10 protein-coding genes are annotated in these 12,248 nt (G+C 68.3%); 4 read left to right on the plus strand and 6 right to left on the minus strand.

The genetic code is table 11. The annotated features are described in order from the left end of the window. Nucleotides 1–76 precede the first annotated feature (76 nt). Complete coding sequence (locus ABZX92_RS10205; RefSeq protein WP_355556091.1) at nt 77–910, plus strand: SAM-dependent methyltransferase; 834 nt, start codon at nt 77–79, stop codon at nt 908–910. Here ABZX92_RS10205 and ABZX92_RS10210 read toward each other — a convergent pair. The 5 genes from ABZX92_RS10210 to ABZX92_RS10230 all read right to left on the minus strand — a co-directional run bounded on the left by ABZX92_RS10210 (nt 883) and on the right by ABZX92_RS10230 (nt 7,422). Then, nucleotides 883–1,911 (minus strand): hypothetical protein, encoded by a 1,029-nt coding sequence (locus ABZX92_RS10210; protein WP_355556094.1) that lies wholly within the window; start codon nt 1,909–1,911, stop codon nt 883–885. The two genes, ABZX92_RS10205 and ABZX92_RS10210, sit on opposite strands and share 28 nt — an antisense overlap. Before the next feature lie 129 nt (nt 1,912–2,040). Beyond that, nucleotides 2,041–3,921 (minus strand): patatin, encoded by a 1,881-nt coding sequence (locus ABZX92_RS10215; RefSeq protein WP_355556097.1) that lies wholly within the window; start codon nt 3,919–3,921, stop codon nt 2,041–2,043. 66 nt (nt 3,922–3,987) lie between these two features. Beyond that, on the minus strand, nt 3,988–4,623 hold the full coding sequence (locus tag ABZX92_RS10220) for a CatB-related O-acetyltransferase (RefSeq protein WP_355556100.1): 636 nt from the start codon (nt 4,621–4,623) through the stop codon (nt 3,988–3,990). Further along, nucleotides 4,620–6,494 (minus strand): ABC transporter ATP-binding protein, encoded by a 1,875-nt coding sequence (locus ABZX92_RS10225; protein WP_355556102.1) that lies wholly within the window; start codon nt 6,492–6,494, stop codon nt 4,620–4,622. Before ABZX92_RS10225 ends, ABZX92_RS10220 begins: the two co-directional genes overlap by 4 nt. 34 nt (nt 6,495–6,528) lie before the next feature. Continuing rightward, complete coding sequence (locus ABZX92_RS10230; protein ID WP_355556105.1) at nt 6,529–7,422, minus strand: alpha/beta hydrolase; 894 nt, start codon at nt 7,420–7,422, stop codon at nt 6,529–6,531. A gap of 69 nt (nt 7,423–7,491) precedes the next feature. Here ABZX92_RS10230 and ABZX92_RS10235 point away from each other — a divergent pair, with 69 nt between their 5' ends. Genes ABZX92_RS10235 through ABZX92_RS10245 form a run of 3 tightly spaced genes read left to right on the plus strand, consistent with a single transcriptional unit; the run spans nt 7,492 to nt 10,051 of the window. Then, entirely contained in the window at nt 7,492–8,514 is a 1,023-nt protein-coding gene (locus tag ABZX92_RS10235; RefSeq protein WP_355556108.1) for a M48 family metallopeptidase, read from the plus strand. Between the two features lie 15 nt (nt 8,515–8,529). Continuing rightward, nucleotides 8,530–9,306, plus strand: coding sequence for a serine protease (locus ABZX92_RS10240; protein WP_355556111.1), 777 nt, complete (start codon nt 8,530–8,532; stop codon nt 9,304–9,306). Nucleotides 9,307–9,328: 22 nt separating this feature from the next. After that, nucleotides 9,329–10,051, plus strand: coding sequence for a serine protease (locus tag ABZX92_RS10245; protein WP_355556114.1), 723 nt, complete (start codon nt 9,329–9,331; stop codon nt 10,049–10,051). On the opposite strand, the gene ABZX92_RS10250 is transcribed toward ABZX92_RS10245, so the two are convergent. After that, on the minus strand, nt 10,039–12,246 hold the full coding sequence (locus tag ABZX92_RS10250; RefSeq protein ID WP_355556117.1) for a tetratricopeptide repeat protein: 2,208 nt from the start codon (nt 12,244–12,246) through the stop codon (nt 10,039–10,041). The genes ABZX92_RS10245 and ABZX92_RS10250 overlap by 13 nt on opposite strands. Nucleotides 12,247–12,248: the final 2 nt, after the last annotated feature.

Below are 12,248 nucleotides of genomic sequence, written 5' to 3' on the forward strand. Positions count from 1 at the left end.
GCTCAACCATCTGGAGCGTGGTGGTGTTCCCCTCCGTTGTTCGCTGTGAGCGAGCGCCGCGCAACGGGTGACGTCGGTGGACACTCGTGTGTACACGGGCAAGGATGCGCGCGTGATGGAAGAGCTGAAGTGGGTCCCGTCCACGGTCGACGTCACGCGCCCGAGCGTCGCGCGGATGTACGACTACTACCTGGGTGGCTCGCACAACTTCGAAGCCGACCGCGCCGCCGCCAAGCAGGTGGAGCAGATCTTCCCCGGCGTCGCCCAGAGCGCCCAGGCCAACCGCTCGTTCCTGCGCAGGGTCGTCCGCCACCTCGTCTCGCAGGGCGTCGACCAGTTCCTCGACCTCGGCTCCGGCATCCCGACCGTCGGCAACGTCCACGAGATCGCCCAGCACGACAACCCGGACGCCCGCGTCGTCTACGTGGACTTCGAGCCGGTCGCGGTCTCGCACAGCAACGCGCTGCTGGCCGACAACCCCAACGCGAACGCCATCCTCGCCGACCTGCGTGCGACCTCCGCCGTACTCGAAGGCGCCCGCGAGACGCTCGACTTCAGCCGTCCGATCGGCGTGCTGATCATCGCGGCGCTGCACTTCGTCCCGGACACGGACAGCCCGTACGAGGCCGTCGCCGAGTACACCTCAGCGCTCGCGCCCGGTTCGCACCTGGCGATCACCCACGCCACCTGGGACGGCCTGAGCGACGAGGAGAAGTCCGAGGCGGCGCGGGTCGCCAAGATCTACAACAGCTCCGACAACCGGCTCACCATGCGCACGAAGGAGCAGGTGAGCCGGTTCTTCGAGGGCATGGAGATGCTGGAGCCGGGCGTCGTCCCGGTCAACGACTGGCGGCCCGACTCCTACGAGGACCACACGGCCATCTACGGCGCCGTCGCCCGCAAGCCCTGAAGCAGCCTGTCCCGTATCTCGTTCGTCTCGCGGTCGGTGAGGGTGCGTTCCGGTGCCCTCATCGTCACGCGGATCAGCACGTTCTTCTGGCCGGGCTTGGCTTCCAGGCGTTGTTGAACGTGTGCGGGCAGGTCCTCGGCAGGCGTCTCGCTGAGTATCGCGATCTCCTCGATCACGTCCTCCGGGGTGAGCGCGCGGATCTGGTCGCCCAGCGTCTCGATGTCCTCGCTCTCGTGAGCCATGATCGAGATGTCCCTGATCGCGGCCGGATGTCGTGAGATCGGCCGGTACTCGTCGAGGTCGAGCATCTGCGCGGCGATCCGCGGGTCCTCGTTGCGCAACAGCCGGATGTCCGGAATTCCCTTGCGCAGCATCAGGAGCCGGTCGAGTCCCCATCCTGTCGCGAGGCCGTGCGGGTGGTCTTCGAGGACGTGGCGCGCGGTCCGCCCGCCTTCGCCGATCTCCACCCATTCACCGTCGTGCGAGACGTCGATCTGCTTGCCCTCCGTCGTGTACGGGTGTTGCGCGTCGATCATCCGATAGCGCTTGCCGGGCAACGAAGTCCTGACCACGACGTCGACCAGTTCGCGGAAGTCCTCCTGACTCCTGCTGATCCGCCAGACGTCCAGCTGGTGCGGAGTACCGGTGTGCAGGCGGTCGACCGTGTCACGGCGGTACACGAGTCCGGGGCAGACCAGCGTCACGTCCGGTGTCGACGCCCGCATCGCCGGCGGGATCATCGCCGTCGTGTGACTGCGCAGCATGCACGTCTCGCTGACGTACCTGGTGTAGCGCGCCTCCCGGGTGACCGCGTCCGCCGGATAACCGAGCCGCTCGTAGTTGTGCTCCACCGGCACGAGCGGGTGCTGGCGAACTTCCTGGGGATCGTCCAGGACGGCGAGCAGATCTTTGATCAACAACTGCATCGCGTGCGGGCCTTGCGCGGGATCGCTGAGGTCGCGCACGCTCAGGGCGCGCACGAGTTCATCGGTGCGGTACATGGGGTTCTTCCCGTTCTGCGTGGTCCTGGTGGGATGCGGAGTCCCCCGGCCAACGGGAAGGTTTTAAGCGCGCGCCACCGCCGCAGGCCGGGGGTGGCTAAATCGCGTCATGCGCCCAGGCTACCGCTCTCACTCGGGTGGCGTCAGCCGCAAATCCGGATCGACCGGCGGCACCCCGTCGAACGGCCCGTCGTCCTTCAACCGCCCGACGTCGTCCAGCGCGACCTCGATCTGGGCCCGGTAGGGGTCACCGTCGGCCGGGGGAGTCGTGAACCACTCGTGCAGCGCCTCGGGAATCTGGAACCGCGCGAGCAGCTCCTCGTACATCGCGTCGCGCTCCTCGGCCTGCACGCCGAGCTCCTGGTACTCCCGCACCGCCATCCGCAGCCGGATCCACCGGTACCGGTCCGTGTTCTCCTGCTGCTCGAACCGCTCCCGCAGCAGATCCCCGGCCTTCTGCCCGCGCAACGCCAGCTTCCTGATCGTGGCCGGCGGCATGAACAGGTTCGTGCCGCCTTCGTCCTCCGCCTGCCGCACGTGCGCGATGCGTCCTCGATACCCCGGCAACGCCGACTGCATCGTGTCCCGCCAGTCCAGGAACGTGTCCAAAATGGACACCAGGAACCTCGGCATCGAGTTCAGCGACGAGTAGGGCGTGCCGGAGGTGGACGCGTCCTGCTCCGGCAGCCACACCTCGTTCGTGTCGCCGTTCGGGTATGCCTGCAGGCTCAGTCCGAACGTGGGCCACCGCGGCAGCAGCGAGTCGAAGAAGTGGATCGGGAAGTTGCTGGTGATGCCACCGTCCGAGAACCAGTGCACCCGCCCGTCCCGGCACAACGGCACCGCCGCGATCAAGCTGGGGAACGACAACGACATCCGCACGGCCAGCACGACCGGCAGCCGGTCCCGGGAAGGCAGGTCCCGCAACGGCATGTGCTCGTGCAGCGGGCACTTGGCCTTGAGCTCCGGCCCGTTCATCTGCTCGACGACCCGGCGCGGCAGCACGTACCCGAGACACTCCTCGCAGTACTGCCAGTTCTCCTTGAACGGCAACCGGTACGGCCGTCCCTGGGACAGGTCGGTGGTCATCAGCACGAGGTTGATGTCGCCGAGATCACCGAACGTCAACGCGTGCTCGGTCCCGGCGAGGTCGTCGAGCCTGTCCGCGATCCAGTCGGCGAGCGGCGGCACCCCTGTCGACTTCGGCATGCCCGCCAACCGGTCCAGCAACGACGGCGTGAAGTCGCCGGTGCCCGGCACGAGTCCGAAGTGGATGGACCGCGCGTTGTTCTTCATGTACCGCTGCATGGCATACCCGTACGTGACGATCAACGCGCTGACCGCGGCCAGCGTCAGCACCAGCCACACCAGCAACACGACGGCCGCAGTCGCGTAGTGCCGCGAGAACGCCAGTCCGAGCGCGAGCGGCACTGCCACGAACACCCAGGCGGGCCACGGCAAACTGCCCCGCAACGGCCACAGCGCCAGCACCACGCACGCCAGCGCGAGGACCACGACCAGCGCGGCGAGCCACCCCGGATACGTCGCGGGCGCGAGCCACGCCGACCACAGCACCGGCCCGCCCAGCCACAACAACGCCATCAACGCGAGCACGGCCTTCGCCCGCAGGCCAACAGCGCCGAGCAACGCGAAGAACAGGCACGAGATCGCACTGCGCCCGGTCGTGTCCCGCTTCTGCATGGTCGCCACGACGATCCGGTACAGCGCCCGCGTCTTCTCGTTGGGCTGGAACAACTGCGCCATCCGCCACTGCTCCGCCCCGGTCCCGGAGGTGAACCAGTCGATCAGCTTGGCCAGCTTCTCGAACCCACCGGAACCACGCCCGCGTTCAGCCGCCGCGGTGAACCCCGCCGCGATGGCCCCGGCGGACGCCCCTCCGATCTGCTTGAACTCGTAGTGGCGCGCCAGCGACGCAACCGCCAGCGGGTACACAACACCGCTGGTCGTGCCGCCGCGCATCGTCAGGTCGCAGTAGCGGTCGTACTCCATGTGCTCATGGTCGCGCGCTCAGATCGATTCGCCGCCAAAGTTCACTCGGTCGCCGCCAAACCGATCTCAGCCCGCCACCTCGGCCAGCTCCGCGGGCGTCCCGGCCATGATCACCCGGACGTGCTCGGTGACCTTCTCGACCGGCCAGTCCCACCAGGCGATCTGCTCCAGCAACTCGATTTCCTCGTCGCTGTACCGCTTCTTCAGCAGTTTCGCCGGATTCCCGCCGACCACCCCGTAAGCCGGCACGTCCGACACCACCACCGACCCGGACGCGATGATCGCCCCGTTCCCGATCCGCACCCCAGGCATGATCAAAGCCTGGTACCCGATCCAGACGTCGTTGCCCACCACGGTGTCCCCACGAGAAGCCGCCCCCAACGCGATGTCGAGCGTCTTCTCGCCCCAAGCCCCGCCGAAGATCGTGAACGGAAAGGTCGACACCCCGTCAGTCCGGTGATTCCCACCGGACATGATGAACCGGACCCCCTCGGCCAGCGCGCAGTACCGCCCGATGACCAGCTTCTCCTCGCCGAAGTTGTAGAGCACGTTGCGGCGCTCGAACTCCTCGGCGTGGAACGGGTCGTCGTAGTAGGTGTACTCACCGACCTCGATCTGCGGGTTCTTCACCAACGGCCGCAGTTGCACGGTCCGGGCGATGTCCGGCAGCGGGTAGAGGTTGTCGGGCGAGGGAATGGTCATGGCGTTCCGATCGGTTCTTCGCTGAACTGCGTGCGGTACAGCTTGGCGTAGTGGCCCTCCAGGGCCAGCAGCTCCTCATGCGTACCACGCTCGACGATCGCACCGTGGTCAACCACGAGGATCTGGTCGGCGGCCCGGATCGTCGACAGCCGGTGCGCGATCACCAACGACGTTCGCCCGGCCAGTGCCTCGACCAGTGCCTCCTGCACCGCCGCCTCGGAGCGCGAGTCCAGATGTGCGGTCGCCTCGTCCAGGATCACCACGCGCGGCTTGGCCAGCAGCAACCGCGCGATCGTCAGCCGCTGCCGCTCGCCACCCGACAACCGGTAGCCGCGTTCCCCCACCACGGTGTCCAGCTGATCCGGCAACGACGACACCAGGTCCGACAGCCGAGCGCGCTTCAACGCGTCCCACAACTCCTCATCGGAGGCAGAAGGCGCGGCCAGCCTCAGGTTCGCCCCGATCGACTCGTGGAACAGGTGCCCGTCCTGCGTCACCATGCCCACGGTCTCGCGGATCGAGTCGAACGACAGCTCCCGAACGTCCACCCCGGACAGCCGAACAGAGCCGGAGTCCGCGTCGTACAAGCGAGGAACCAACGAGGCGACGGTCGACTTGCCCGCACCCGACGCACCCACCAGCGCGATCAACGATCCAGGCTCGGCGACGAACGAAATCCCGCCGAGGATCTCCTCACCACCACGGGTGTCGAGCGACGCGACCTCTTCCAGCGAAGCCAGCGACACCTTGTCCGCGGACGGGTAGGCGAACCGGACGTCCGAGAACTCCACGGAGACCGGTCCATCCGGAACGGCGACAGCGCCCGGCTTCTCCTTGATCAGCGGCGGCAGGTCCAGCACCTCGAAGACCCGCTCGAACGACACCAGCGCGGTCATCACGTCGACCCGTGCGCCGGCCAACGCGGTCAACGGCGCGTACAACCGCGTCAACAACAAGGCCAGCGTCACGATCGTCCCCGGCGCCATCTGCCCGACGATCGCGAAGTACCCGCCCAGCCCGTAGACCAACGCGAGCGCCAACGACGACACCAAAGTCAACGCGACGAGGAACAGCCACTGCGCCACAGCAGTCCGCACGCCGATGTCCCGCACGCGCCGAGCGCGCGCTCCGAACTCCATGCTCTCCAACGACGGCCGCCCGAACAGCTTGATCAACGTCGCGCCCGGCGCCGAGAACCGCTCGGTCATCTGCGTCGTCATCGCCGAGTCGAGGTTGGCGGCCTCGCGGTGCATGGACGCCAACCGCTTGCCCATCCGCCGCGCCGGGATCAGGAAGATCGGCAGCAGCACCATCGCGAGCACCGTGACCTGCCACGACAGCGTCAGCATCACGGCCAGCGTCAACACCAGCGCGATCACGTTCGTGACCACGCCGGAGATCGTCTCGGAGAACGCCCGCTGCGCCGCGATCACGTCGTTGTTCAGCCGCGACACCAACGCTCCGGTGCGCGTGCGGGTGAAGAACGCGATCGGCATCCGTTGCACGTGGTCGAAGACGGACTGCCGCAGCCGCAGGATCAGGTCCTCGCCGACCCGCGACGACTGCCACCGCTCTGCCAGCGAGAAGCCGGCCTCCAGCACCGCCACCCCGGCGATCGCCAGAGCCAGCCACACGACGAGCCCGATGTCATGGCCGCCGACGATCTGGTCGATCACCCGGCCGGCCAGCACCGGCGAGGCCACGGCCAGCACGGCGGCAACGGAACTCGTGGCCAGCAACGCGTACACGGCACGGCGCTGCGGCCGTGCGAACCGGGCGACGCGCTTCAACGTCGCCCGGCTGACGCGGCGATTCTTCTCGTCCTGCATCGCGCTTTCGAGCGCGTACCAGGCGTTGAAGTCGATGTTCATGACGACCAGTCTCGAACCTCGACCTACGACGAGGTCAAGCCGTTTTCAGGAACTCGTCGATCTCGGCGAGCGCGGCCGCCCGCACCGGCTCGGACGAGAGGAACAGGTCGTGCATGCCGTCCTTGATCTCCACGACCTTGACGGATGATCCGATCTTCGGACCCCACTTCCTCATGCCCTCGACGTCGAGCACCGCGTCCGCCTTGGACACGTCCTCGCTCCAGGCCTTGGCGTTCAACATGCTCTTGTCCGAGTGCAGCACCAGCACGGGCACCCGCACGTCGAGTCCGTTGTGGACCTTCTCCTGCGCGATGAGGATCGCCCGGATCCATCCCGCGAGCACCGGGAAGCCCGCGAGCGGCTTCCACTTCAGGTCGAAGTCCCACTCGCCGTGCCGCGAGCTGTGGATCGCCGACCCGTAGGCGTCGCCGAGGTTCGCGCGGATCTTCACCTTGGGTGCGATCTGACCGATCACGCGAACCAGTTGGCGCATGAACGGCGGCTCGACGACGTCCAGCCACGGGCTGTTGAGCACCAACGCGGTGATGAGGTCGCTGGAGCGTCGTTCATGCGCCCACAACGACGTGGTGAGGCCACCGGTCGAGTGGCCCATCAGCACGACACGTGAATGCTCTTCGCGAACCTTGGCGACGGCGGCGTCGATCTCCTCGAAGTACACGGCCATGTCGGTCGTGTAGTTCGGGACCTCGCCTTCGCGCAGCGAGCGGCCGTATCCGCGCAGGTCGACCGCGTAGAAGTCGTAGCCCTGGGCCGTGTAGTGCTCGGCCACGTGCTCCTGGAAGAAGTAGTCGGCGAACCCGTGCACGTAGAGGATCGCGCCGCGGTCGTTGGCCGCGGCACGCCTGCGGACCAGGGTCGCGGAAGCACCGCCACGCAGCGGCAGGACGGTGGTGTCTTCGTCGGTCACCGCGTCAGTTTGCAACCATCCGGCGCCGATTCCGTGCAGCCTTGTCCGGATCGTGTCTAACCTGGGGGTGTGACGGGGGATATTGAGCAGTCGTCGAGGGTGCGGTTTCCAGGCATCAGTCCGCGCGCCTATGAACATCCAGCCGACCGAGGCGCCCTCGCGGTGCTGAGGGCGGTGCCCGCCGTGGCACCGATCCTCAAGGCGGTCGCCGGTGCTTTCTCCGAGCGTGGTGAGCGCCTGCTCCAGGTGGCTTCCTCCGTGCGGGTCGGCCCGAAGCAGTACCCGTTGATCGACCGGATCCGCAACGAGGTGGCGGCGACGTTCGACCTCGACGAGGTCCCCGAGCTCTACGTCGAGCGCAACGCGCAGGTCTACGGCTTCACCTACGGCATCGACAAGCCGTTCATCGTGATCAGCACCGGTGCGGTCGACCTGCTCGACAACGAGTCGCTGCGGTTCCTCATCGGCCACGAGATGGGCCACGTGATGTCGGGCCACGCGCTCTACAACACGCTGCTGCGCCGGCTCATCGACCTCACCACGTCGTTCGCCTGGGTGCCCGCGGGCGCGATCGCCATGCGGGCGGTCATCGCGGCGCTGCGCGAGTGGCAGCGCAAGACCGAGCTGTCCTGCGACCGCGCGGGCCTGCTCGCGTGCCAGGACCCGCAGGCCGCGTTGCGCACGCACCTGGCGATGGCCGGTGACCTGGGTGGTCAGGTCGACATCGCGTCGTTCCTCGCGCAGGCGAAGGAGTACGAGGAGGTGGAGGACATCCGCGACAGCCTCCTCAAGCTCCTGCACACCGAGCACCGTTCGCACCCGCTGGTCGTGGTGCGGGCCGCCGAGCTGCAGCGCTGGGCCGCGAGCGAGGAGTACCGCGACATCCTGACCGGCACGTATCCGCGCCGCGAGGACGACCGGCCGACGACCAACCTCACGGACGACGTGAAGTCCGCCGCCCGGTCGTACAAGGAGTCGATGAGCAACTCCGCCGACCCGCTGATCAAGACGATCAACGACATCGGCGAGTCCGTCATGGGGGCCGCGGGCAGGATGTGGAGCAAGGTTGCTCCGAACGGCCCAGCGGAGTAGCTACCATCTGGAGTCATGAGACGACTCCTGGTGCTGGTTGCGGCCGCGATGCTGGTGTCGACAGGCACCGCCGCCGCCGGTGAGCAGGTCATCGGCGGCGAGCGGGCCTCGATCGAGGCCAACCCGTGGGCGGTCTACCTGACCGACGACAACGGCATGCAGTTCTGCGGCGGCACGATCGTCGCGCCGTCCAAGGTGCTCACCGCGGCCCACTGCGCTGTCGGCCGCAGCACCCGTGAGCTGCGCGTTGTCGCCGGCCGTGAGGACAAGCAAGATCGTGGTTCCGGGGTGTCGGTGATGCCCGCGGACATCTGGATCCACAAGCAGTACATCTCGGCGGACGAGGGCGAGGACGTGGCCGTCCTGACGCTCAAGAGCCCGCTGCCGTACACCCCGCTGCCCATCGCCGAGCTGACCGATCGGGCGCTCTACCAGCCCGGCACGCCGTTGCGCGCGCTCGGCTGGGGCCGCACCAGCGAGAACGGCAAGACGTCGCGGTTCCTCATGCAGGCCACGGTGCCGGTGCTGCCGGACGACTACTGCGTGGAGGCGTACCCGCAGTTCGTGAAGACGGACATGTTCTGCGCGGGCTACGACGGCGGCAAGATCGACACTTGCCAGGGCGACTCGGGCGGCCCGATCGTCGCGGGCGGCAAGCTCGTCGGCGTCACGTCGTGGGGCGAGGGCTGTGCGCGCAGGGGCAAGCCCGGCGTGTACGTGCGGCTCTCCCGGTACGCGAAGGACCTTCACCCGGTCGTGGATGCTTTGCCGACTGGAGTTGTCGGCTCCTAGGCCCCTGGGTTCAGTGGGGTGCATGCGTCTGCTCGTGGCGGTTCTGGCTCTGCTCGTGATCACGGTGACCCCGTCGCACGCCGAGCCCAGAGTCGTCGGCGGTGTCGTGGTCGAGAACGCCGACGAGGCGCCGTGGACGGTCGCCCTCACGACGTCGTCCGGCTACCAGTTCTGCGGCGGCGCGCTGGTCGGGCCCGATCTCGTGACTACGGCGGCGCACTGCGTCTACGGCCGCCAGCCCGGTTCGATCACCGTGGTCGGTGGCAGGCTCGACCTCCGCACCGATGGCGGATCGACGTCCGTCGTCGCGAAGTACCAGATCGCGGACGGGTACTCGACTCCCTCGCGTGGCAAGGACATCGCCTTGCTGACGCTCGCTCGGCCCATGCCGTACCGGGTGCTGCCCGTTGCCTCCACCACCGGTGTCTACGCCGCGCGCAAGGTCGGTGTCGTGTACGGGTGGGGGCGGCAGGCGGAGAACGACACGGACAAGAGTCCGTTGCTGCACAAGGCTTCCATCCCGGTGATGGCGGACGAGCAGTGCGCCGGGACGTACGCGCGGTACGACGCCGAGGCCATGTTCTGCGCCGGGTATCCCGAGGGCGGGATCGACTCGTGCGTCGACGACTCCGGCGGACCGTTCGTGGTGGACGGCAGGCTCGCCGGGATCGTGTCGTGGGGTATCGGGTGCGCCCGCCCCAACGCCCCTGGCGTCTACACGCGCGTCACGACCTACTTGAGCTGAGCACGCACCAGATCGGCGCGGTAGCGGAACCCGGCTGCCTCCGCACGCTCGATCGCCTTGTGGCACAACGTGTTCGCGGCTTCTACGTCGCCGTTTTCGCGTAACAGAGCCGCTTTGCCCGCGAGTGCGAGCACTTCCAGGAGCCGGAACTCGGCGTCGGCCGCGCGCCGGTGCACGTCGTCGTACTCGGCGATCGAACGGTGCAACCCCGCGAGCACCAGGCGTGCGTTGACCTCGATGAACGGGTTGTCCTGCCCGGCCATCTCGAGCGCGCGCAGAGCGTGGTCGCGGGCCTCGTCACGTCTGCCGGTGGTGGCGAACAGCTCGGCGAACTCGACCAGCACGAACATCTCGATCGGACGCAGGCCGTGCCGCCCGGCCAGTTCCAGCGCCTCGCGGAAAGCCTCCTCCGCCTCCGCGAACTTCTTGCGCGCGGTCAGCACCGTGGCGAGGTTGCCGAGCTGGTTCGCTAACTGGCTCACGTAGTCCATCTCGCGCGCCAGCCCGATCGACCGGCGTTGCGTCTTCTCCGCGGCGTCGAGGTTGCCGAGCTCCAGCTCCAGCAACCCGAGGTTGCCGAGGCCGCCGATGAGGTTCGGCTTCAGGTCGTTCGCCAGGTACAGCTCGATCGCCGCACCGAGATGCCTGCGCGCGAGGTCGAGCTCGCCGAGGCTGTGATAGGCGCCGGCGAGCATGTTGAGCGCCACGGACTCCTCCGCCTGCCGGCCCGCGGCCCGGAACTCGGCGATCGCCCGCTCGCAGTGCTCGATGGCGGAGCGGTGGTCACCGAAGCGGTAGTCCAGATACCCGAGGCACACGCGCATCGCGGCCGCGCGTTGCCCGGTCTCCCTGGCGAGCGCGGCACGGGCGATCGAGCGCAGGTCGGCGAAGGGCCCGGTGAGGGACAGGTGTGCGCGCAGAGCGGCGACCAGTGCGGCGTCCGGCTGGTCCTCGGCCAGTGCGACCAGGTTCAGCCGCTCGGCCTCGAACCACGCCTGGGCCTCGTGCTCGTCGGCGAACGGCACGGCTTCCGGCACAGGCGGCAGCAGTCGGGTGAATCCGGCGTTCAGCGCGGCGTCGGCACCGTCCGCCCTGGCGAGGTACCAGTCGAAGACCGTGCGCCGGTCTTGTGGTGTCGCACGGGAATGGGCGTACAGGCGCAGCAGGTCGTGCAGCTGGTAGCGGTCGTTTCCGTTGCTCTGCACCAGGTTCGCCACGACGAGCTCGTCGATCGTGTCACCCACGAGGGTGCGCGGGATGTCCGGACCCGGCACGGCGCCGAGGAAGTCGAACGTCCGCCGCGCCCGTTCCGACAGCTTCCGGTAGGAGAGGTCGAACGCCGCCCGCACGGCGGTGTCGTCCTCCTCGATCTCCAACGCCTCCAGCCGGTGCTCGCGCAGTTCCGCCACGTAGTCCGGCAGATGGCGGCCGGCGAGGTTGGCCCCGGCGATGCGCAGAGCCAGCGGCAGCCGCGCGCACAGCTCGATCAGTTCGTTCGTGTCGCCGTCGACGCGCATCCGTTCGAGCAGCTCGCGTGCTTCCAGATCCGCCAGCACACCCAAGTTGACCTGCGGGAACTTCGGCATCTCCGCGCGGCTGGTGATCAACGCCGCGCAGCCGGGCTCCTCGGGGAGCAGCGGGGCGATCACGTCCTCGGTCGCGTTGTCGAGCACCACCAGCACCCGCCGGTTGCGCAGCAGCGCCCGGTAGTCGTCCTCCGGGCCGCCGCCGAGAACCTTCACGAACCTGGCGAGCGCCTGCTCGACGGTCATCGACGGGCCGGTGGAGTAGCCGCGCAGGTTGACGTACAGCTGGCCGTCCGGGAACTGCTCGCGTAACCGGTAGGCCTCCCGCACGGCGAGCGCGGTCTTGCCGACACCGGGCAGGCCGGTGATCACCCGCACCGGTGCGTCCAGCTCCCGCAGCTTCGCGAACTCCTCTTTCCTGCCCACGAAATCAGGCAGGTCCGCGGGCAGCTGGCAAGGTGCGGGCGGGCGGGCGACGAGCCGGTAACCGGACGGTTCGGTGATCACTCGCTCGGTGGCGCGCAGCCGCTGGACCAACGTGCGCAGCGCCGCTCGCGGGTGTTTCGGCGGATCGCCCTGCCAGACCTCGGCGACCAGCTGGTCGAACGACACGGGTTCACCGGGATGCGCGGCCAGTGCGTCGCGCAGGGCCTGCAGTCGATCCGCCACGC

Source organism: Lentzea sp. NPDC006480, from assembly GCF_040611995.1.
Taxonomy (GTDB): Bacteria; Actinomycetota; Actinomycetes; order Mycobacteriales; family Pseudonocardiaceae; genus Lentzea.

Coding starts and splice junctions, on each gene's coding strand:
- ABZX92_RS10225 (WP_355556102.1), bottom strand. CDS start 6,494: ATGAACATCGACTTCAACGCCTGGTACGCGCTCGAAAGCGCGATGCAG.
- ABZX92_RS10210 (WP_355556094.1), bottom strand. CDS start 1,911: ATGTACCGCACCGATGAACTCGTGCGCGCCCTGAGCGTGCGCGACCTC.
- ABZX92_RS10245 (WP_355556114.1), top strand. CDS start 9,329: ATGCGTCTGCTCGTGGCGGTTCTGGCTCTGCTCGTGATCACGGTGACC.
- ABZX92_RS10220 (WP_355556100.1), bottom strand. CDS start 4,623: ATGACCATTCCCTCGCCCGACAACCTCTACCCGCTGCCGGACATCGCC.
- ABZX92_RS10240 (WP_355556111.1), top strand. CDS start 8,530: ATGAGACGACTCCTGGTGCTGGTTGCGGCCGCGATGCTGGTGTCGACA.
- ABZX92_RS10215 (WP_355556097.1), bottom strand. CDS start 3,921: ATGGAGTACGACCGCTACTGCGACCTGACGATGCGCGGCGGCACGACC.